This window comes from Streptomyces sp. NPDC091280, assembly GCF_044768565.1.
Taxonomy (GTDB): Bacteria; Actinomycetota; Actinomycetes; order Streptomycetales; family Streptomycetaceae; genus Streptomyces.
Genome location: NZ_JBIVUZ010000010.1, coordinates 200,238 through 220,116, shown reverse-complemented (window position 1 = coordinate 220,116; position 19,879 = coordinate 200,238). Strand labels below are relative to the sequence as shown.

Genomic DNA, 19,879 nt, shown 5'->3' with positions numbered 1-19,879 from the left:
CTGGTGGTGGTCCGGGCCTACGGGGTGGCTCAGCCCTGGTTCTTGAGGATGTAGTCGGTCGCGTCGCCGACCGTCTTGAGGTTCTTGACGTCCTCGTCGGGGATCTTGACGTCGAAGCGCTCTTCGGCGGCGACGACGACCTCGACCATGGACAGCGAGTCGACGTCCAGGTCGTCGGTGAAGGACTTGTCCAGCTGGACGTCCTCAACCGGGATGCCGGCGATCTCGTTCACGATGTCGGCGAGACCGGCGACGATCTCTTCCTGAGTGGCGGCCATGTCAGGCGCTCCTTCTATGTGATCCAGAGGGTGTGGCGGTGCTTCTCCTGCACCGGATCCGATGATGATCCGGCACGGAGTGCCTAGGGGAGGGTAACGACCGTCGCGGCGTACACGAGACCCGCCCCGAAGCCGATGACGAGCGCGGTGTCGCCGCTCTTCGCCTCGCCGGTCGCCAGAAGCCGCTCCATAGCGAGCGGAATCGAGGCGGCCGAGGTGTTGCCGGTGGTGCGAACGTCACGCGCGACCGTGACGTGCTCGGGAAGTTTCAGCGTCTTCACCATCGAGTCGATGATCCGCTCGTTGGCCTGGTGGGGAATGAAGACATCCAGGTCGTCCGGGGTGATCCCGGCCGCGTCCAGCGCCTGCTGGGCGACCTTCGCCATCTCGAACACGGCCCAGCGGAACACCGCCTGGCCCTCCTGCGTGATCGCAGGGAACTTGCCCGTGGAGTCGTACTCGGTCCACGGCACGGTCTGCTTGATGGTCTCGGACTTGTCGCCCTCCGAGCCCCACACGGTCGGGCCGATCGCCGGCTCCTTCGAGGGGCCGACCACCACCGCGCCCGCGCCGTCGCCGAACAGGAAGGCCGTCGCGCGGTCCTCCAGGTCGGTCAGGTCGGACAGCCGCTCCACGCCGATGACCAGCACGTACTCGGCGCTGCCCTCGACGACCATGCCCTTGGCGAGCGTCAGGCCGTAGCCGAAGCCCGCGCAGCCCGCCGAGATGTCGAACGCGGCGGCCTTGTTCGTGCCCAGCTTGTCGGCGATCTCCGTCGCCACGGCCGGGGTCTGCTTGAAGTGCGAGACCGTCGACACGATCACGCCGCCGATCTGCTCGGCGGAGATCCCCGCGTCGGCGATGGCCTTGCCGGACGCCTCGACGGACATCGCGGCGACGGTCTCCTCGTCGTTCGCCCAGTGCCGGGTCTCGATACCGGACCGCGAGCGGATCCACTCGTCGGACGAGTCGATCGTCTCCAGGATCACCTCGTTCGGCACCACCCGCACCGGCCGGTAGCCGCCCACACCGAGGATGCGCGCGTACGGGGCGCCCTTGGCCGGCTTGATCTTCGTCGACATGTTCTACGGCTCCTTCGTCAGGCGTCGGCGTGCTCGGTGATGAGCGCGCGGGCCGCGTCCAGGTCGTCGGGGGTCTTCAGGGCCAGCGTCTTGACGCCGGGCAGGGCACGCTTGGCGAGACCGGTCAGGGTGCCGCCGGGGCACACCTCCAGGAGCGCGGTGACGCCGAGTTCCTTGAAGGTCTCCATGCACAGGTCCCAGCGGACCGGGTTGGCGACCTGGCCGACGAGACGTTCCAGCACCTCGGCGCCGGTGGCGACCGCCCTGCCGTCCTTGTTCGAGACGTACGTCGACTTCGGGTCGGCGGGCGTCAGCGCGCGCGCCGCCTCGGCGAGCGCGTCGACCGCCGGGGCCATGTGCGCCGTGTGGAACGCGCCGGCCACCTTCAGCGGCACGACCCGGCGCACGCCCTCGGGCTTGTCGGCCTCCAGCGCGGCGATCTGCTCCAGCGTGCCGGCGGCCACGATCTGGCCCGCGCCGTTCACGTTGGCCGGGGTCAGGCCCAGCTTCTCCAGGTGCGCGACGGTCGTGTCGTGGTCCCCGCCGAGCAGCGCGGCCATCCCGGTCGCGGTGATCGCGGCGGCCTCGGCCATCGCCAGACCCCGCTTGCGTACGAGGGTCAGCGCGGCCGTGTCGTCGAGGACACCGGCGAGGACGGCGGCGGTGATCTCGCCGACGCTGTGTCCGGCGACGGCGCCCGGGGACACCTCGCCGAGCGCGGTCGCGGAGACCAGGCCGGCGGCGACCAGCAGCGGCTGGGCGACGGCGGTGTCACGGATCTCGTCCGCGTCGGCCTTCGTGCCGTAGTGCACCAGATCGAGGTCGACGGCGGCCGAGAGGGCACGCAGACGGTCCTCGACACCGGGGAGGTCGAGCCAGGGGGTCAGGAAGCCGGGCGTCTGGGCGCCCTGGCCGGGAGCGACGAGTACGAGCACTCTCACACTCTCTCTTGGGGACGGGCACGGCCGCCCGTGGGGACAGGGACGAAGAACACGAGGGGGTTTTGTGGGGCCCCTACAAAAAGCTAGGTCTGGAGATCTCCATCGGCCAGACGCCCCAGGATCAGCGCGATCCGCAGTGTGAACGCGGAGCGTACATCGGACGGCGACCAGCCGGTGACGTCAGTCACACGTCGAAGCCGGTAGCGCACGGTGTTGGGATGGACGAACAGCATGCGTGCCGCGCCTTCGAGGCTGCTCGCCTGCTCCAGATAGACACTGAGCGTCTCCAGGAGCGCGGACCCGGCCTCCTCCAGCGGTCTGTAGATCTCCTCCACCAACTGGTCGCGCGCACTGGGATCACCGGCCATCGCGCGTTCCGGAAGCAGGTCGTCCGCCAGCACCGGGCGCGGTGCGTCCTGCCAGGCGGAGCAGGCCTTCAGCCCGGCCGCGGCGGCCTGCGCGGACCGGGTCGCGGCGAGGAGGTCGGGCACGATCGGCCCCGCGACCACGGGTCCGGCCGCATAGGGCCCGATCAGCGACTTGGCCACGGCGAGGGGGTTGTCGTCGCCGCCCGCGATCACCACGAGCCGGTCGCCGAGCACCCCGGTCAGCACCTGGAGCTTGGCGTGCCGGGCGGCCCGGCGGATCGCCTCGACCGTCAGCTCGCTGTCGCCGTCCGGGGCGGTGCCGAGCACCACGCACACATGCTCGGGCGAGTTCCAGCCGAGCGCGGCGGCCCGCGAGACGGCCCCCTCGTCGGCCTCGCCGCTCAGCACGGCGTTCACGACCAGTGACTCCAGCCGCGCGTCCCAGGCGCCGCGCGCCTCGGCGGCCTGCGCGTAGACCTGGGCGGTCGCGAAGGCGATCTCCCGGGCGTACACCAACAGCGCCTCACGCAGCACGGACTCGTCGCCGGGCGCCGCGACCTCGTCGATCGCGGACTCCATGACCTCGATCGTCGTACGCACCATCTCCACGGTCTGGCGCAGCGTGATGGCCCGGGTCAGCTCGCGGGGCGCCGTACCGAAGACATCGGTGGAGATGGCCTGCGGGGCGTCCGGACGCCGGAACCACTCGGTGAACGCGGCGATACCGGCCTGCGCGACCAGCCCGATCCAGGAGCGGTTCTCCGGCGGCATCGCCCGGTACCACGGCAGCGACTCGTCCATGCGCGCGATGGCCTGGGCGGCGAGACTCCCGGACGACTGCTCCAGCCGCTTGAGGGTCGCCGGGTGCGAGTGGGCGCGGGGCAGGGGGCCTGCGGGTTCGGTGGTTTCGGGTTCGGGCACGTGACAAGACTGCACCATCCGTTGGTTCGGTCGCCTTCGGGGCGCTTCAAGCCGGGGTCGAGAGGCCCACCGTGCTCAGCCCTTCGGGCCTCCGCGCGCCGGGCCTCTCGACCCCGGCGCGCCCCCGCGGCTCCCTCTCGGCCGGCGCGTGGGGATGGTGGGAGTGGGTGGGCCCGTGCCGCCGGCGCGACTACCGTGGTGGGTGTGATGGACGTACGGCGCTCCGCCGAGCGCTACCCCGGAGGGGACCCCGCGGCCGGGATCGAGTCATGGCACGCCTTCTCCTTCGGGCCGCACTACGACCCCGACAACCTCCGGTTCGGTGCCGTCCTCGCCTGCAACGAGGAACGGCTCGCCCCGGGCGCCGGGTTCGACGAACACCCGCACAGCCACACCGAGATCGTCACCTGGGTGGTGGAGGGCGAGTTGAGCCACCGCGACTCCACGGGCCGGCTGACCCGGGTCCGCCCCGGTGACGTGCAGCGGCTCAGTTCGGCGGCCGGTGTGCGGCACGTCGAGCGCAACGACGGCGACTCGCCCCTGACCTTCGTGCAGATGTGGCTGGCACCCCTGGAGCCGGGCGGCGAACCCTCGTACGAGATCGTCCACGGCATCGCCGACTCCACCCCCTACGCGGTGCCGGAGGCCGGCGCGATGCTGCACGTGCGGCGGCTGGTCCCGGGCGAGCGCACCGCCGTACCGGACGCGGCGCATGTGTATGTGCATGTGGTGCGCGGTGAAGTGCGGCTGGGCGGAGCCGAGTTGGGGCCGGGGGACGCCGCTCGTCTCACGGACGCGCGGGATCTGGCGGTCGAAGCGGTGGAAGGGGCGGGCGGGGCCGAGGTGTTGATGTGGGAGATGCTCTAGAGGGCGCGGATACGGCCTAGGGGGTGCGGAGTTCGGTCAGGACCGCGTCCGTGAACGTCGGCCACGCCTCCACCGCCCACGGTCCGAACGCGCGGTCCGTCAGGGCCACGCAGGCCGTGTCCGCCGCCGGGTCCACCCACAGGAACGTGCCGGACTGGCCGAAGTGGCCGAAGGTGCGCGGCGAGGACGAACTCCCCGTCCAGTGCGGGGACTTGGAGTCGCGGATCTCGAAGCCGAGGCCCCAGTCGTTGGGGTTCTGGTGGCCGTAGCCGGGCAGGACGCCCTTGGTGCCGGGGTACTGGACCGTCATCGCCGCGGCGACCGTGCGCGGGTCGAGGAGGCGGGGGGACTGGAGTTCGGCGGCGAAGCGGAGGAGGTCCTCGACCGTCGAGACGCCGTCCTTCGCCGGGGAGCCGTCGAGGGTCGTCGCGTTCATGCCCAGGGGGGCCAGGACCGCCTGGCGCAGATACTCCGCGAACTCGATCTCCGTGGCCTTCGCGATGTGGTCGCCGAGCTGCTCGAAACCCGCGTTCGAGTACAGCCGGCGCTCTCCGGGCGGGGCCGTCACGCGGTGCTCGTCGAAGGCCAGCCCCGAGGTGTGGGCGAGGAGGTGGCGCACGGTGGAGCCGGGCGGGCCGGCCGGCTCGTCCAGGTCGACGGCGCCCTCCTCGTAGGCCACGAGGACGGCATAGGCCGCGAGCGGCTTGGTGACCGAGGCGAGCGGGAAGCGGTGGGTGGTGGGGCCGTGGCTCCCGAGGACGGTACCGTCGGCTCGTACGGCTCCCGCCGCCGCGGTCGGCACCGGCCAGTTCTCGATCAACGCGAGGCTCTGCAAGGACATGCCGTCGAGCCTAAGCGCTCGGTCTCGGCCGTCCCGCCGATTTCTTACCGGTTCCGCTTGCTTGGAGCGCACTCCAAGGCCATAGCGTGGTGGTCATGACGGTGATGGAGACCACGGGTACCAGGACCGACAGCTGCGCGGGCCCGCCACAGGCCGAGCGGCGCCCCGACGGCGCGGACAGCTACACGATCAGCGAGGTCGTCGCCTTCACCGGCCTGACGGCACACACCCTGCGCTGGTACGAGCGGATCGGGCTGATGCCGCACGTCGACCGCTCGCACACCGGCCAGCGCCGCTACTGCAACCGCGACCTCGACTGGCTCGACCTCGTCGGCAAGCTCCGCCTGACCGGCATGCCGGTCGCCGACATGGTCCGCTACGCCGAACTGGTCCGCGAGGGCGAGCACACCTACGCCGACCGTTTCGAACTCCTCGAAGCCACCCGCCGGGACGTCCTCGCCAGGATCGACGAACTGCGCGACACCCTCGCCGTGCTCGACCGGAAGATCGCCTTCTACGGCGACGCCCACGCCTACGAGAAGGAGAAAGCGGGATGACCGACCCCACGATCCCGACCGCACGACTCGGCGCGGACGGCCCCGAGGTCGGCGTCCAGGGCCTGGGCTGCATGGGCATGAGCTTCGCCTACGGCCCCGTCGACGCCAAGGAGTCGCTGGCCGCCCTGGACCGGGCGCTGGAACTCGGCGTGACCTTCTACGACACCGCGGACATGTACGGCATGGGGGAGAACGAGCGGTTCCTCGCGCCGTTCTTCAAGGCGCACCGCGACGAGGTCGTCATCGCCACCAAGTTCGCCATGTCCGTCCCGCCCGGCGAGCCCACCCGGCGGGTCATCCGCAACGACCGGCCCTACATCCGCCAGGCCGTCGAGGCGAGCCTGCGGCGGCTCGGCATCGATGTCATCGACCTCTACTACATGCACCGCCGCGACCCGGCCGTCCCCATCGAGGAGACCGTCGGCGCGATGGCCGAGCTGGTGGCCGAGGGCAAGGTCAGGCACCTCGGGCTGAGCGAGGTCACGGGCGCGGAGCTGCGCGCCGCGCACAGCGTGCATCCGATCGCCGCCGTGCAGTCGGAGTGGTCGCTGTTCAGCCGGGACGTCGAGATCAGCATGGTCGGGGCGGCCGTCGAACTCGGCTCGGCCGTCGTGCCGTACTCGCCGCTCGGCCGGGGCTTCCTCACCGGTTCCTTCGCCAACGCCGAACAGGATCTGACGGAGGACGACTTCCGCCGTACGCAGCCCCGCTTCACCGGCGAGAACGCGGCGGCCAACGCGGCGCTCCTGGACCCGGTCCGCACGGTCGCCGACGCCCACGGCGCCTCCCTCGGCCAGATCGCCCTGGCCTGGGTCCAGCAGCGCGCCCAGGTCCACGGCCTCCCGGTCGTCCCGATCCCGGGCACCACCAAGCGCACCCGGGTGGAGGAGAACACGGCGGCGACCCGGATCGTCCTGAGCGACGAGGAACTGGCCCTGCTGGAGCCGATCGCCGACAAGGTCGCGGGCGACCGGTACGCGGACATGACCTCCGCCTCTTTCAGCAGGGAGTAGGACAGAGGGGCGCGGGGAACCGCGCGGCCGGCCACGACATACCCGCGGCTACAACTCGGCCAGCAGTTCCGCCTTCTTCGCGGAAAACTCCTCGTCCGTCACCAGCCCCGCCGCATGCAACTCACCAAGGTGCCGGATCCGCTCGGCGATGTCCGCGGGGTCACGCCGACCGGCCGGGACCACACCCGCTGGACGCGCGGAGCGCACCGCGGACAGGACCGCCGCCGCGAACGGCAACGACTCGTGCACCGGGCCGTAGCCCAGCCCGAACACCACGGCCGCCGGGTCCTGGTCCACCGGCAGCAGCGGCTCGGGCCCCCGCAGCAGCCGCAGATGCCCCTCGAAGACCTCGGGGGAGCGCCACTCGACGCCGATGAGGCCGGCGACCGGGAAGCTCTGGTCGCCGGCCTTCCACTTGGCCGACGAGGCGCCGGTCCAGAACCAGCGGAAGGAGACCGTCTTCCCGTCGAAGGTCGCCTTGCCGTCGTACGCCTTGAAGCGCAGGGGCACCTCGGGCGCGGCCACCAGGAAGCGTTCGGCGGGACCCCGGTCCTGTTTCAGCTGCGCGCGCAGCTCGTCGGCGTAGTACTCGGCGAGGGTCTCGCGCTCGGCGGGCAGCACCAGCTGATAGGGATCGCCGCCCTCCTTCAGCTGGCCGGCCGCCGCTTCCATGAGCGGGTCGGCGCCGGGACGCGGTACGGCGCGCAGTACGACGGTGCCGCGCTTGCCGGGGGCGAGGGTCACCGTGTCGATCGCCTCGTAGGGGATCACGCGGGTACCGAGCGCCTGGAACAGCTTCGGTGTCCGAATGCCTCGTTCGTAGCGGATGCGCACGGAGTCGGACTCGAACTCCCAAGCGGCATGAAATCCGGCCAGTACGTCACCCATGCGGCTCATCGTAGGCGGCACACACTCCTCCGTCCCATCCCCGCGCAGACCGCAGTTCCTGCTGTTTCTACGCGCGTCCGGCCGCCGAGGCGCCGGACAGACCCTGTCGGCAGGCGTCGGTGCCGTGCGCGCACGACACCGCGTCGTACGCGCCCACACCGATGTCGGCGAAATTGGCGAGGCTGTCGGTGCCCGACGCGAAGTAGCCGGTGTGACCCTGGGCGTCCTCCGCCGCCAGCACCCGCGCGCCGAACGCCCTGGACACCGGGTCCTCGCCGTGGCCGAGACCGCCGACCTCCATGTACGGCACGTCCTGGATCCAGTCGTCGGCGTCCCGCATCGCCCACACCCGGGCGGGGGTGTGCAGATGGGAGGCGTTCGAGGCGCGCATCCCGGGGCTGCCGGCCACCGCGATGTCGGTCACCCGGTGCGGCAGTTCGTGCGCGGCGACCCCGCACACCACCGAGCCGTAGCTGTGGCAGAAAAGGGCGACCTGAGAGGCGCCGGGCAGCGCGCGCACCAGCGCGTTCAGCCGTACGGCGCCCGCCTCGGCGCGGCCCGCGGTGGCCGAGTCGATGCCGAGGCCGCCGGGCGCGGTGTAGTCGGCCCAGGCGATGACGGCGGTGCGGGTGCCGGCGCCGGTCGCGGAACTCGCCGTGTTCTCGGCGGCGTACAGGTTCTGCGCCATGCCGACCGGCGCCGAGTAGCTCTTGTTGGTCTTCTGGAAGGTCAGCAGGTCGGTGTCGACACCGGGGACGACGATCGAGACGCGCTGCGCGGTGTCCAGGTCGCCGAAGACCTCGGCGATCCGGCCCGAACCCTCGGGGTCGAAGGCCAGGATGTGGCGGTCCCCGCTCATCAGCGCCTCGAAACGGTGCATGAGGCGCCCGGCCTCCTGCTTGCCGTAGGGCGTGAGGCGGCTGTCGTGCATGCGCTTCTTCTCGACCTTGCGGGCCTGGTCGAGAGCGATGTGGTTGGCGCGGTAGCGCAGCCGGACCGGGGCGCCGTTCATGTTGCCGACCGCGAGCGGGTAGCGGTGCGCGAGGCGGGTGCGCTGCTGTGCGGTGAGCGAGGCGAAGAAGTGGGCCAGCCGGGTCGGGGAGGCGTCCGGGTCGGGCAGCTCGCGCCCGTCGATGTGGCCGTGCTCCCATGCGGACAGGGAGGCCTGGAGCGCCGTTTTCCCGGGATGGCTGCGCACCGCGGTCCAGCCGGTGGTCGCCAGCATCACGAACACCACGGCCAGCGCGAGCAGCGCGCGCCAGGCGTTCAGCGTGGGGGAGGAGTCGAAGGAAGTCACTGGGAGGACACACTAGGAGAACGAGAGGGTCTCGCGTTAACCGAGTGACGGGGATCACGTTTCAGTGGTACGTGATGAGGAACTCAGTGCGAGCCGCTCGCGCGCCAGTTCCCCGCGAGCGCCGGTCCCACCCCGTCCAGGTAGGCGGCCGTCAGCTCCCGCATCGCCTCGATGCTGAGGTCGTCCCCCGCGATCCACAGCCGCTCCACCACCCGCATCACCCCGCCGAACACCGCGACCACCAGCCGCGGCCGGGCGTCGGTGTCCAGCGCCAGCCCCTCGCGCGCGGCGATGATCCGCGCCAGCTCCTCCTCCAGCTCCATCGAGCGCCGCAGATGCGCGGCGAGCAGCGCGGGCGTCGACTCGATGACCCGGTAGGTGCGCATGTGCAGCTCCAGCGGTACGACCTGCTGGATCGCCTCGTTGATGGTGTCCCAGCTCTCCAGCACGGCCCGGCGCAGCGCCTCCAGCGGGGCTTCGTGCGGCGGGCGGGCGCGGACCGCCTCCACGAAGTGCGTCTCGGTGAGCCGGGCCACGAAGAAGGCGGCCTCCTCCTTGCCCGCGAAGTAGCGGAAGAAGGTGCGCTGCGAGACGTCGACGGCCTCGGCGATCTCGTCGACGGTGGTCCGTTCGTAGCCCTTGGCCGTGAACAGTTCGAGCGCGGCACGCAGCAGCGCGTCCCGCGTGCGGGCCTTCTTGCGCTCGCGCAAAGTCTCCATGCCGTTCTCCTCGCGATTGTTGACAGCCACCGACATCTGAACCTGTTTGTCAACTGTCAGCGGCTGACACTAGCCTCGAACGCATGACTAGTCAGACCACCATCAGCGCGACGGGGCCGGGGGACAAGGCAGCAGCCGCCCCGTCCGACCCGACGCCGTCCACGGGACTGCGCGGCCACCCGTGGTTCACCCTCATAACCGTCGCCGTCGGCGTCATGATGGTGGCCCTCGACGGCACCATCGTCGCCATCGCCAACCCGGCCATCCAGAAGGACCTCGGCGCCAGCTTCGCCGACGTCCAGTGGATCACCAACGGCTACTTCCTCGCCCTCGCGGTCTCCCTCATCACCGCGGGCAAGCTCGGCGACCGCTTCGGCCACCGCCAGACCTTCCTGATCGGCGTCACCGGCTTCGCCGCCGCCTCCGGCGCCATCGGCCTCTCCCACAGCATCGCGTTCGTCGTCACCTTCCGCGTGCTCCAGGGCCTCTTCGGCGCCCTGCTGATGCCGGCCGCGCTCGGCCTGCTGCGGGCCACCTTCCCCGCCGAGAAGCTCAACATGGCCATCGGCCTGTGGGGCATGGTCATCGGCGCCTCCACCGCGGGCGGCCCGATCCTCGGCGGCGTCCTCGTCGAGCACGTCAACTGGCAGTCCGTGTTCTTCATCAACGTGCCGGTCGGCGCCCTCGCGCTGATCCTCGGCCTGCTGATCCTGCGCGACCACCGCGCGGAGAACGCGCCCCGCTCCTTCGACCTCCTCGGCATCGCCCTGCTCTCCGGCGCGATGTTCTGCCTGGTCTGGGCCCTCATCAAGGCGCCGACCTGGGGCTGGGGCTCCGGCACGACCTGGACCTTCCTCGCCGTGTCCGTGCTGGGCTTCGCCCTGTTCGCGTTCTGGGAGCAGCGCGTCAAGGAACCCCTGATCCCGCTCGGCCTGTTCCGCTCGGTCCCGCTGTCCGCGGGCGTCGTGCTGATGGTCCTGATGGCCATCGCCTTCATGGGCGGCCTGTTCTTCGTGACGTTCTATTTGCAGAACGTGCACGGTATGAGCCCCATCGACGCCGGTCTCCACCTCCTCCCGCTCACCGGGATGATGATCGTCGGCTCCCCGCTGGCCGGCGCCGCGATCACCAAGCTCGGCCCGCGCGTCCCGCTGGCCGGCGGCATGGCGGCCACCGCCATCGCCATGTACGGCATGTCCACCCTGGAGTCCGACACCAGCAGCCCCGTCATGTCGATCTGGTTCGCCCTGCTGGGCTTCGGCCTCGCCCCGGTCATGGTCGGCGCCACCGAGGTCATCGTGGGCAACGCGCCCATGGAGCTGTCCGGCGTGGCCGGCGGTCTCCAGCAGGCCGCGATGCAGATCGGCGGCAGCCTCGGTACGGCCGTCCTCGGCGCCGTCATGGCCTCCCGCGTCGACAGCGACCTGCCCGGCAACTGGACCGGCGCGGGCCTGCCCAAGCTCACCCAGCCCCAGTTGGACGCGGCCTCCGAAGCGGTCCAGGTCGGTGTCGCCCCGGTCGCCAAGGGCACCCCGGAGGCCATCGCCGCGAAGATCACGACGGTCGCCCACGACACCTTCATCTCCGGCATGAGCCTGGCCTGCCTGGTCGCCGCCGGCGTGGCGGTGGTCGCGGTGTTCGTCGCCCTGCTGACCAAGCGCGGCGAGAACGCGGAGGCGGGCGCGGGAGCCGCCCACATCTAACCCTTTTCCAGGGCGAGTTCGCCTATCAGGGTGACGGCACTAAAGATTCCTGGCGCTCGGTACGCGCCGCAGGTCACAGTAAGTCAAGTCCTCCGCAGGACAGGGGGGACGGGTGGTCTGCGGCGCGCTGCCGGAGGGGGGCAGCGCGCAAGCAGGCTTTCCCCGCGCGTACGGGGGTATCCGTCGTAGGACGGAACTCGCGTGCACCCTCAGGGAGTTGACGATGGCGCGCTCAGGAAACGCAACACGCACCCGGCCGGACCGCGCGACGCTCGCCGTCGTCGGACTGGTCTGCGCGACAGCGGGCTTCTTCCTGGCCGGGAACCTGGGGATCGTCCTCGGCCCGATCGCGGTGGTCTGCGGCTGGCTCGCCATGGGCCGCAGGTGGGCGGGCGCACGCCGGGTGGTGGCCCTGGTGGCCCTGGTCCTGGGCGTGATCGACACGGTGGCGGCGGTCTTGTGGACGTTCTTCTGAACCGGGAGCGATGAACCGGGACCGATGAACCGAGGCCGATGAACCGGACCGGAGAACCGAGGCCGATGAACCGGGACCGACGTCTCCGGGGCGGCGCCTAGCGGGACACCTCGTCCCCGAGCACCTCCGAGACTCCCGCCCCGAGCACCTCCGCGACTCCCGCGCCGACCACGCCGGGCACCCCCACCCCCACCCCCACCCCCACCCCCGACAGCGCCGCCACCTCCGCCCGCAGCGCGCGCACTTCCTCCGTCAGCGCCTCGATGGCCTCGGTCTGCCGGCGCTCCTCCACGTCGTCCTTCTCGAACCGGGCGATGAACCAGGTGGCGATGTTCGCGGTGACGACACCGAGCAGCGCGATCCCGGACAGCATCAGCCCGACGGCGATCATCCGGCCCAGACCGGTGGTCGGCGCGTGGTCCCCGTACCCCACCGTCGTCATCGTCGTGAACGACCACCACACGGCGTCACCCAGCGTCCGGATGTTCCCGTTGGGCGAGTCCCGCTCCACGGACAGCACCGCGAGCGAGCCGAACATCAGCAGCCCGACCACCGCGCCGGCGACATACGTCGTCAGCTGGATCTGCGAGGCCATCCGGGCCCGCCGCCCGACGAGTATGAGCGTCGAGACCATCCGCAGCAGCCGCAGCGGCTGGAGTATCGGCACCACCACCGCGCACAGGTCCATCCAGTGCGTGCGCACGAACCGCCGCCGGTGCCGGGACATCGCGAGCCGCATCAGATAGTCGGCCGCGAACGCCCCCCACACCACCCACTCGACGGCCGTGCACACCGTGGTCAGCGAGTGCCCGGCGGTCGAGTCCACGATCGGCACGGCATAGGCCACGGCGAACGCGACCGCGAGCCCCAGCAGCGGTCGCTGGGTGCGCTGCTCCCAACGGGCCTGCGCCGATTGTTGCTTCATGGCCGCATCGTAGGGAACGCGTAAGGGCGGCGGAGCCGACCCGGCTCCGCCGCCCTCCTCACGCACGCCGTGGCTCTCGCCTAGGCGTCACCACCGGCCGCACCGGGATCCGCGGCCGTGACGTCCAGCAACTGGTACCGGTCGATGGCCTGCTTCAGCACCGAACGGTCGACCTTGCCCTCGCGGGCCAGCTCCGTCAGCACGGCCACCACGACCGACTGCGCGTCGATGTGGAAGAAGCGGCGCGCCGCGCCCCGGGTGTCGGCGAAGCCGAAGCCGTCGGCGCCCAGCGACTGGTACGTGCCCGGCACCCATCGCGCGATCTGGTCCGGAACCGACCGCATCCAGTCGGAAACCGCCACGAACGGACCCTCCGCCCCGCTCAACTTCCGCGTGACATAAGGAACCCGCTGCTCCTCCTCGGGATGCAGCAGGTTGTGCCGCTCCACCTCGACGGCCTCGCGCCGCAGCTCGTTCCAGGAGGTCGCCGACCAGACGTCGGCCCGTACGTTCCAGTCCTCGGCGAGGATCCGCTGCGCCTCGATCGCCCACGGCACCGCCACCCCCGACGCCATGATCTGCGCCGGAACCGTGCCCGAGGTCCCCTGGCTGATCCGGTGGACACCCTTGAGGATGCCCTCGACGTCGACGTCCGCCGGCTCGGCCGGGTGCTGGATCGGCTCGTTGTAGACGGTGAGGTAGTAGAAGACGTCCTCACTGTCCGGGCCGTACATCCGGCGCAGCCCGTCCTGCACGATGTACGCGATCTCGTACGAGTACGCCGGGTCGTAGGCGACACAGCCCGGGTTGGTCGACGCCAGCAACTGCGAGTGCCCGTCCGCGTGTTGCAGACCCTCACCGGTCAGAGTCGTACGCCCGGCGGTCGCGCCCAGGACGAAACCGCGCGCCAACTGGTCGGCCATCTGCCAGAACTGGTCACCGGTGCGCTGGAAACCGAACATCGAATAGAAGACGTAGACCGGGATGAGCGGCTCGCCGTGCGTCGCGTACGCCGAACCCGCCGCGATCAGCGAAGCGGTGCAGCCCGCCTCCGAGATGCCGTCGTGCAGCATCTGCCCGGTCGGCGACTCCTTGTACGCGAGCAGCAGATCGCGGTCCACCGCCTCGTACTGCTGGCCGAGCGGGTTGTAGATCTTCGCGCTCGGGAAGAACGAGTCCATGCCGAACGTGCGGTACTCGTCCGGCGCGATCAGCACGAACCGCTTGCCGATCTCCTTGTCCCGCATGAGGTCCTTGAGCAGTCGTACGAAGGCCATGGTGGTGGCGATCGACTGCTGGCCGGAACCCTTCTTCACACTCGCGTACGTCTTGTCCGCGGGCAGTGCCAGCGGCTTCGAGCGGACGACACGGGTCGGGACGTAGCCGCCCAGCGCGTTGCGCCGGTCGTGCATGTACTGGATCTCCTCCGAGTTCCGGCCCGGGTGGTAGTACGGCGGCGCGCCGGACTCCAGCTCCTGGTCGGTGATCGGCAGGTGCAGCCGGTCGCGGAAGCCCTTGAGGTCGGCGACCGTCAGCTTCTTCATCTGGTGCGTGGCGTTGCGGCCCTCGAAGTTGGGGCCCAGCGTCCAGCCCTTGACCGTCTGCGCGAGCACGACGGTCGGCTGGCCCTTGTGCTCCTTGGCCGCCTCGAAGGCCGCGAACACCTTGCGGTGGTCGTGGCCGCCGCGCCCCAGGTGCAGGATCTGGTCGTCCGTCATGTTCTCGACCATCGCGCGCAGCCGGTGGTCGTGCCCGAAGAAGTGCTCGCGGATGTACGCGCCGGTCTCCGTGGCGTACGTCTGGAACTGGCCGTCCGGCGTGGTGTTGAGCTGGTTGACCAGCACACCGTCGCGGTCCTGGGCCAGCAGCGGGTCCCAGGTGCGGTCCCAGACCAGTTTGATGACGTTCCAGCCGGCGCCCCGGAACTGCGACTCCAGCTCCTGGATGATCTTGCCGTTGCCGCGCACCGGGCCGTCGAGCCGCTGGAGGTTGCAGTTGACGACGAAGGTCAGGTTGTCCAGGCCCTCGCGCGCCGCGATCGACAGCTGGCCCAGCGACTCCGGCTCGTCCATCTCGCCGTCGCCGAGGAAGGCCCACACGTGCGACCGGGAGGTGTCCGCGATCCCGCGCGCCTCCATGTAGCGGTTCATCCGCGCCTGGAAGATCGCGCCGAGCGGGCCCAGGCCCATCGACACGGTCGGGAACTCCCAGAAGTCCGGCATCGACCGCGGGTGTGGATACGAGGACAGTCCGTACGGCGCCTTCGACTTCTCCTGGCGGAACGCGTCGAGCTGCTGCTCGGTCAGCCGGTCCAGGAGGAACGCGCGGGCGTAGATGCCCGGCGAGGCGTGCCCCTGGAAGAAGATCTGGTCGCCGCCGTCGCCCTGGTCCTTGCCCCGGAAGAAGTGGTTGAAGCCCACGTCGTAGAGGGAGGCGGAGGAGGCGAAGGTGGCGATGTGGCCGCCGACCCCGATGCCGGGACGCTGGGCCCTGGACACCATCACGGCCGCGTTCCAGCGGGTGGCGTTCAGGATCCTGCGCTCGATCTCCTCGTTGCCGGGGAAGAACGGCTCGTCCTTGGTGGCGATGGTGTTGACGTAGTCCGTGCTGCGCATCTCGGGCACGGCCACGCGCTTCTCGCGGGCCCGCTCGATCAGCCGGAGCATCAGATAGCGGGCCCGTTCACGGCCGCGCTGGTCCACGGCGGCGTCGAGGGAGTCGAGCCACTCCTGGGTCTCTTCGGGATCGAAGTCAGGAACCTGACTCGGAAGGCCGCCAATGATGATCGGATTGCGATCGGATCCGGAAGCCACGCTGTTCCTTACCTGTCAGAGGGAGCTGAGTGAGGGGATTGGGTGAGGGGCTGCACCGTTCCCCATGGTCTACCGCGGGGCGGCAATCGTCATCTCTACCGTGAGGTAACCGTGACTCGTTTAGCAAAGTCATTCGAGTCGCGTACCCTCGGAGGGTTCTCAAACGTGCAAACCGGGCAGAACGCTGTGGTGTACGTCACCGGTGGCCGCGATAGCGTGCCTGGAGTTGCGGCGACACGGCCAGGATCGTCACCGTTTCGGCGTTCCGAATCGCCGGGTACTTGCGCGATCCGGCCCGTCCGTGTGGACTACGGCCAACGCTTCGCGTACGCGCGTGGCTGGACATTCATCAAGACATGATCAGGAGGCAACCCGTGAGCGCGACCGCGGACCACGCGGAGGAGCGGACGAATCCTGCCGCAAGGCTGGGGTTCCAGCCCGAGCAGGTGGTCCAGGAGATCGGCTACGACGACGACGTAGACCAGGAACTCCGCGAGGCCATTGAAGAAGTCATCGGCAGCGACCTGGTGGACGAGGACTACGACGACGTCGCCGATGCCGTGGTGCTGTGGTTCCGCGACGAGGACGGCGACCTGACCGACGTGCTGGTGGACGCCATCTCGTACGTCGAGGAGGGCGGCTCCATCCTGCTGCTGACGCCGAAGACCGGCCGTGACGGCTACGTCGAGCCGAGCGACATCTCGGAAGCCGCCACGACCGCGGGCCTTTCCGCGGCCAAGAGCGTCAGCGTGGGCAAGGACTGGAGCGGCAGCCGGCTGGTGACGCCCAAGGCCGCCAAGTCCAAGAGGTAGTCCACGGAGGTACCTCGATCGTCGAACCCCGGACGGGCCGGCCACGCCGGCCCGTCCGTCCGCATGCCGTGATCGCTGCGTAGGGTGGTGGGCCCAGGCTGGTCTCACCCGAACAGCCCCACCGAAGGGATGCAGGACGAGATGGCGATCCAGGTCGGCGACAAGGCCCCCGATTTCGAGCTCAAGGACAACCACGGCGCCACCGTGAGGCTCTCCGACTTCCGCGGCGAGAAGAACGTGGTGCTCCTGTTCTACCCCTTCGCCTTCACCGGCGTGTGCACCGGCGAACTGTGCTCCCTGCGCGACAACCTGCCGCAGTTCACCGACCGCGACACCCAACTCCTCGCGGTCTCCAACGACTCCATCCACACCCTGCGCGTCTTCGCCGAGCAGGAGGGCCTGGAGTACCCGCTGCTCTCCGACTTCTGGCCGCACGGCAACACTTCGCGCGCCTACGGCGTCTTCGACGAGGACAAGGGGTGCGCGCTGCGCGGCACCTTCATCATCGACAAGGAGGGTGTCGTGCGCTGGACCGTCGTCAACGGTCTCCCGGACGCGCGTGACCTGGGCGAGTACGTGAAGGCGCTCGACACCCTGTGATTGTTCGGTTCCAGGGCCTGCGAGGGTCGGGAACCCGTCACTAGGATCGAGACGTTGATCCGATACCGACGCACTACGGGGCATCCCCGCCCCTGGACACCAATGGAGGACTCGTGGGAGTCAGCCTCAGCAAGGGCGGCAACGTTTCACTGACCAAGGAGGCCCCGGGCCTGACCGCGGTCATCGTCGGTCTGGGGTGGGACGTCCGCACCACCACCGGTACCGACTTCGACCTCGACGCCAGCGCTCTGCTGCTGAACAGCGCGGGCAAGGTCGCGAGCGACGCCAACTTCGTCTTCTTCAACAACCTCAAGAGCCCCGACGGCTCCGTCGAGCACACCGGTGACAACACCACCGGTGAGGGCGAGGGCGACGACGAGGCGATCAAGGTGAACCTGGCGGCCGTCCCGGCGGACGTCGACAAGATCACCTTCCCGGTGTCGATCTACGACGCCGAGAACCGCCAGCAGTCCTTCGGCCAGGTCCGCAACGCGTTCATCCGCGTGGTGAACCAGGCCGGCGGCGCGGAGATCGCCCGCTACGACCTCTCCGAGGACGCCTCGACCGAGACGGCCATGGTCTTCGGCGAGCTGTACCGCAACGGCGCGGAGTGGAAGTTCCGCGCCATCGGCCAGGGCTACGCCTCGGGCCTGCGCGGCATCGCCCAGGACTTCGGCGTCAACGTCTGACGTCACCAGGCTTCACACCCGGCGCCGCACCGTTCGTGTGCGGCGCCGGGTGCTCCCCTCCGGGGGAGCGCGGGACAACTCACACAGCATCGCCTCGGGGAGGACCAGCACTATGGGCGTCACACTCGCCAAGGGGGGCAACGTCTCCCTGTCCAAGGCCGCACCGAACCTCACGAACGTACTGATCGGACTCGGCTGGGACGCGCGTTCCACCACCGGAGCCGACTTCGACCTCGACGCCAGCGCCCTGCTGTGCAACGGCGGCCGGGTGCTCGGCGACGAGTGGTTCATCTTCTACAACCAGCTCAAGAGCCCCGACGGCTCCGTCGAGCACACCGGCGACAACCTCACCGGTGAGGGCGAGGGCGACGACGAGTCGATCCTGGTCGACCTCTCCAAGGTCCCGGCCAACGTCGACAAGGTCGTCTTCCCGGTCTCGATCCACGACGCCGACAACCGCGGCCAGACCTTCGGCCAGGTCAGCAACGCCTTCATCCGCGTCGTCAACCAGGCCGACGGCCAGGAGCTGGCCCGCTACGACCTCTCCGAGGACGCCTCCACCGAGACCGCCATGATCTTCGGCGAGCTCTACCGCTACCAGGGCGAGTGGAAGTTCCGCGCGGTGGGCCAGGGCTACGCGTCGGGCCTGCGGGGCATCGCCCTGGACTTCGGGGTCAACGTTTCGTAGAGACCGCTCACTCGGGGTGGCTCCAGGGGGCCCGCCGCGACGCATGTACACCCAGGACCTGCGGGTTACCCGACCGGAATGGGGTAGCTGTCCCGGTCGGGGCGGTCTCCCTCTAGACTCGGTGCTCGACGTCAAATTTTAAGTAAAGCCGAGTGCGGCGCGGGGGAGACCCGTACAACAGGGATTGGGTAGCCAGTGCTTCTGAAAACCTTCGGCTGGTCGTTCGCGGTCACCGCGCTCGGCCTGGTCGCGGCGGCGTTCTACGGGGGGTGGGAAGCCTTCGGCATCGTGGCGATCCTGGCCGTCCTGGAGATCTCGCTGTCCTTCGACAACGCGGTGGTCAACGCCGGGATCCTGAAGAAGATGTCCGCCTTCTGGCAGAAGATCTTCCTCACCATCGGTGTCCTGATCGCCGTCTTCGGCATGCGGCTGGTGTTCCCCGTCGTCATCGTCGCGGTCACCGCCAAGATCGGCCCGATCGACGCGGTCGACCTCGCGCTCAACAACAAGGACCACTACCAGCAGCTGGTCACCGACGCCCACCCGGCGATCGCGGCCTTCGGCGGCATGTTCCTGCTGATGATCTTCCTCGACTTCATCTTCGAGGAGCGGGACATCCAGTGGCTGCGCTGGATCGAGCGCCCGCTCGCCAAGCTCGGCAAGGTCGACATGCTGTCGGTCTGCATCGCGCTGATCGTCCTGCTGATCACGTCCTTCACCTTCGCGGCCCACGCCCACCAGCACGGCGGCGCGCACACCGACAAGGCGCAGACGGTCCTGATCTCCGGCATCGCCGGTCTGATCACGTACATGATCGTCGGCGGTCTCTCCGGCTTCTTCGAGGACCGTCTCGAAGAAGCGGAGGAGCGGGAGCACGAGGAGGAGGAAGAGGCCGCGCGCACCGGAAAGCAGCGCTCGGCGGTCGTCCTCGCCGGCCAGGCCGCTTTCTTCATGTTCCTGTACCTGGAAGTGCTGGACGCCTCCTTCTCCTTCGACGGCGTGATCGGCGCGTTCGCGATCACCAACGACATCGTCCTGATGGCACTGGGCCTGGGCATCGGCGCGATGTACGTCCGCTCGCTGACGGTCTACCTGGTCCGCCAGGGCACGTTGGACGACTACGTCTACCTGGAGCACGGCGCCCACTACGCGATCGGCGCCCTCGCGGTGATCCTCATGGTGACCATCCAGTACCAGATCAACGAGGTCATCACCGGCCTGGTCGGCGTCGTCCTCATCGGCTGGTCCTTCTGGTCCTCGGTCCGCCGCAACCGGGCCCTCGCGGAAGCCGAGGGAAAAGCCGGCTCGGACGAGAAGACTGAGGTCTCGTCCGGGGTGTGACAAGCTCCCTGGTAAGGGAACGCTCTGTTCGGGGCGGCAGACAGAGGACATGCCCTCGGTC

General features: G+C 69.7%; 20 protein-coding genes. 10 read left to right on the top strand and 10 right to left on the bottom strand.

The annotated features are described in order from the left end of the window. Positions 1 to 29: 29 nt before the first annotated feature. The 4 genes from ACIQPR_RS29515 to fasR form a co-directional block, all read right to left on the bottom strand. Positions 30 to 278: an acyl carrier protein gene (locus ACIQPR_RS29515; protein WP_019067091.1), complete on the bottom strand. Its 249-nt coding sequence runs from the start codon at positions 276 to 278 to the stop codon at positions 30 to 32. Between the two features lie 83 nt (positions 279 to 361). Beyond that, positions 362 to 1,360 carry a ketoacyl-ACP synthase III gene (locus ACIQPR_RS29510; protein WP_403654404.1) on the bottom strand — a complete coding sequence of 333 codons (999 nt, stop codon included), beginning with the start codon at positions 1,358 to 1,360 and terminating at the stop codon, positions 362 to 364. Positions 1,361 to 1,377: 17 nt separating this feature from the next. Continuing rightward, complete coding sequence (locus tag ACIQPR_RS29505; RefSeq protein WP_403654402.1) at positions 1,378 to 2,295, bottom strand: ACP S-malonyltransferase; 918 nt, start codon at positions 2,293 to 2,295, stop codon at positions 1,378 to 1,380. An 89-nt stretch (positions 2,296 to 2,384) separates the two neighbouring features. Further along, a complete protein-coding gene (gene fasR, locus ACIQPR_RS29500) occupies positions 2,385 to 3,590 on the bottom strand; it encodes a fatty acid biosynthesis transcriptional regulator FasR (RefSeq protein WP_403654400.1) in 1,206 nt (401 codons plus the stop codon). 204 nt (positions 3,591 to 3,794) lie between these two features. Between fasR and ACIQPR_RS29495 the strand changes: the two genes are divergently transcribed. Next, a complete protein-coding gene (locus ACIQPR_RS29495) occupies positions 3,795 to 4,457 on the top strand; it encodes a pirin family protein (RefSeq protein WP_403654398.1) in 663 nt (220 codons plus the stop codon). A 16-nt stretch (positions 4,458 to 4,473) separates the two neighbouring features. Here the strand turns inward: ACIQPR_RS29495 and ACIQPR_RS29490 are convergent, their stop codons facing one another. Next, positions 4,474 to 5,298: a serine hydrolase domain-containing protein gene (locus tag ACIQPR_RS29490; RefSeq protein ID WP_403654396.1), complete on the bottom strand. Its 825-nt coding sequence runs from the start codon at positions 5,296 to 5,298 to the stop codon at positions 4,474 to 4,476. 95 nt (positions 5,299 to 5,393) lie between these two features. On the opposite strand from ACIQPR_RS29490, the gene ACIQPR_RS29485 reads away from it, so the two are divergent. Beyond that, on the top strand, positions 5,394 to 5,855 hold the full coding sequence (locus ACIQPR_RS29485; protein WP_403654394.1) for a MerR family transcriptional regulator: 462 nt from the start codon (positions 5,394 to 5,396) through the stop codon (positions 5,853 to 5,855). Further along, on the top strand, positions 5,852 to 6,868 hold the full coding sequence (locus ACIQPR_RS29480) for an aldo/keto reductase (RefSeq protein WP_403654392.1): 1,017 nt from the start codon (positions 5,852 to 5,854) through the stop codon (positions 6,866 to 6,868). The genes ACIQPR_RS29485 and ACIQPR_RS29480 overlap by 4 nt, the downstream gene beginning before the upstream one ends. Positions 6,869 to 6,916: 48 nt before the next feature. Here ACIQPR_RS29480 and ACIQPR_RS29475 read toward each other — a convergent pair whose 3' ends face one another. The 3 genes from ACIQPR_RS29475 to ACIQPR_RS29465 all read right to left on the bottom strand — a co-directional run bounded on the left by ACIQPR_RS29475 (position 6,917) and on the right by ACIQPR_RS29465 (position 9,772). Next, positions 6,917 to 7,765 carry a DUF4429 domain-containing protein gene (locus ACIQPR_RS29475; RefSeq protein WP_403654390.1) on the bottom strand — a complete coding sequence of 283 codons (849 nt, stop codon included), beginning with the start codon at positions 7,763 to 7,765 and terminating at the stop codon, positions 6,917 to 6,919. 58 nt (positions 7,766 to 7,823) lie between these two features. Further along, positions 7,824 to 9,053, bottom strand: a complete 1,230-nt coding sequence (locus ACIQPR_RS29470; RefSeq protein ID WP_403654388.1) for an alpha/beta hydrolase — start codon at positions 9,051 to 9,053, stop codon at positions 7,824 to 7,826. An 83-nt stretch (positions 9,054 to 9,136) separates the two neighbouring features. Next, positions 9,137 to 9,772 carry a TetR family transcriptional regulator gene (locus ACIQPR_RS29465; RefSeq protein ID WP_403654386.1) on the bottom strand — a complete coding sequence of 212 codons (636 nt, stop codon included), beginning with the start codon at positions 9,770 to 9,772 and terminating at the stop codon, positions 9,137 to 9,139. Between the two features lie 83 nt (positions 9,773 to 9,855). On the opposite strand from ACIQPR_RS29465, the gene ACIQPR_RS29460 reads away from it, so the two are divergent. Together ACIQPR_RS29460 and ACIQPR_RS29455 are read left to right on the top strand one after the other, a co-directional pair. Beyond that, positions 9,856 to 11,475, top strand: a complete 1,620-nt coding sequence (locus tag ACIQPR_RS29460; protein ID WP_403654384.1) for an MFS transporter — start codon at positions 9,856 to 9,858, stop codon at positions 11,473 to 11,475. A 223-nt stretch (positions 11,476 to 11,698) separates the two neighbouring features. Beyond that, positions 11,699 to 11,950 carry a hypothetical protein gene (locus tag ACIQPR_RS29455; protein ID WP_403654382.1) on the top strand — a complete coding sequence of 84 codons (252 nt, stop codon included), beginning with the start codon at positions 11,699 to 11,701 and terminating at the stop codon, positions 11,948 to 11,950. Positions 11,951 to 12,047: 97 nt separating this feature from the next. Here ACIQPR_RS29455 and ACIQPR_RS29450 read toward each other — a convergent pair whose 3' ends face one another. Together ACIQPR_RS29450 and aceE are read right to left on the bottom strand one after the other, a co-directional pair. Further along, on the bottom strand, positions 12,048 to 12,875 hold the full coding sequence (locus ACIQPR_RS29450; RefSeq protein ID WP_403654380.1) for a potassium channel family protein: 828 nt from the start codon (positions 12,873 to 12,875) through the stop codon (positions 12,048 to 12,050). 80 nt (positions 12,876 to 12,955) lie between these two features. Continuing rightward, on the bottom strand, positions 12,956 to 15,688 hold the full coding sequence (aceE, locus tag ACIQPR_RS29445) for a pyruvate dehydrogenase (acetyl-transferring), homodimeric type (RefSeq protein WP_403654378.1): 2,733 nt from the start codon (positions 15,686 to 15,688) through the stop codon (positions 12,956 to 12,958). A 374-nt stretch (positions 15,689 to 16,062) separates the two neighbouring features. On the opposite strand from aceE, the gene ACIQPR_RS29440 reads away from it, so the two are divergent. From ACIQPR_RS29440 to ACIQPR_RS29420, 5 genes are all read left to right on the top strand, one after another. Beyond that, the gene (locus tag ACIQPR_RS29440) at positions 16,063 to 16,500 is read left to right on the top strand and encodes a DUF3052 domain-containing protein (RefSeq protein ID WP_019067106.1); all 438 of its coding nucleotides are present in this window, start codon (positions 16,063 to 16,065) and stop codon (positions 16,498 to 16,500) included. A 141-nt stretch (positions 16,501 to 16,641) separates the two neighbouring features. Then, positions 16,642 to 17,100 (top strand): peroxiredoxin, encoded by a 459-nt coding sequence (locus ACIQPR_RS29435; protein ID WP_403654376.1) that lies wholly within the window; start codon positions 16,642 to 16,644, stop codon positions 17,098 to 17,100. A 113-nt stretch (positions 17,101 to 17,213) separates the two neighbouring features. Next, positions 17,214 to 17,789 (top strand): TerD family protein, encoded by a 576-nt coding sequence (locus ACIQPR_RS29430; RefSeq protein WP_019060360.1) that lies wholly within the window; start codon positions 17,214 to 17,216, stop codon positions 17,787 to 17,789. A 112-nt stretch (positions 17,790 to 17,901) separates the two neighbouring features. Then, positions 17,902 to 18,477, top strand: coding sequence for a TerD family protein (locus ACIQPR_RS29425; RefSeq protein ID WP_019067108.1), 576 nt, complete (start codon positions 17,902 to 17,904; stop codon positions 18,475 to 18,477). Positions 18,478 to 18,672: 195 nt separating this feature from the next. Next, positions 18,673 to 19,818 (top strand): DUF475 domain-containing protein, encoded by a 1,146-nt coding sequence (locus ACIQPR_RS29420; protein ID WP_403654374.1) that lies wholly within the window; start codon positions 18,673 to 18,675, stop codon positions 19,816 to 19,818. Positions 19,819 to 19,879: the final 61 nt, after the last annotated feature.

What these genes read in the sequence shown, in the direction of transcription:
- ACIQPR_RS29425 (WP_019067108.1), top strand. Translation starts at nt 17,902, where the DNA reads ATGGGCGTCACACTCGCCAAGGGGGGCAACGTCTCCCTGTCCAAGGCC.
- ACIQPR_RS29460 (WP_403654384.1), top strand. Translation starts at nt 9,856, where the DNA reads ATGACTAGTCAGACCACCATCAGCGCGACGGGGCCGGGGGACAAGGCA.
- ACIQPR_RS29515 (WP_019067091.1), bottom strand. Translation starts at nt 278, where the DNA reads ATGGCCGCCACTCAGGAAGAGATCGTCGCCGGTCTCGCCGACATCGTG.
- ACIQPR_RS29510 (WP_403654404.1), bottom strand. Translation starts at nt 1,360, where the DNA reads ATGTCGACGAAGATCAAGCCGGCCAAGGGCGCCCCGTACGCGCGCATC.
- ACIQPR_RS29475 (WP_403654390.1), bottom strand. Translation starts at nt 7,765, where the DNA reads ATGAGCCGCATGGGTGACGTACTGGCCGGATTTCATGCCGCTTGGGAG.
- ACIQPR_RS29465 (WP_403654386.1), bottom strand. Translation starts at nt 9,772, where the DNA reads ATGGAGACTTTGCGCGAGCGCAAGAAGGCCCGCACGCGGGACGCGCTG.
- ACIQPR_RS29455 (WP_403654382.1), top strand. Translation starts at nt 11,699, where the DNA reads ATGGCGCGCTCAGGAAACGCAACACGCACCCGGCCGGACCGCGCGACG.
- ACIQPR_RS29485 (WP_403654394.1), top strand. Translation starts at nt 5,394, where the DNA reads ATGACGGTGATGGAGACCACGGGTACCAGGACCGACAGCTGCGCGGGC.
- ACIQPR_RS29435 (WP_403654376.1), top strand. Translation starts at nt 16,642, where the DNA reads ATGGCGATCCAGGTCGGCGACAAGGCCCCCGATTTCGAGCTCAAGGAC.
- ACIQPR_RS29480 (WP_403654392.1), top strand. Translation starts at nt 5,852, where the DNA reads ATGACCGACCCCACGATCCCGACCGCACGACTCGGCGCGGACGGCCCC.
- ACIQPR_RS29450 (WP_403654380.1), bottom strand. Translation starts at nt 12,875, where the DNA reads ATGAAGCAACAATCGGCGCAGGCCCGTTGGGAGCAGCGCACCCAGCGA.
- ACIQPR_RS29490 (WP_403654396.1), bottom strand. Translation starts at nt 5,298, where the DNA reads ATGTCCTTGCAGAGCCTCGCGTTGATCGAGAACTGGCCGGTGCCGACC.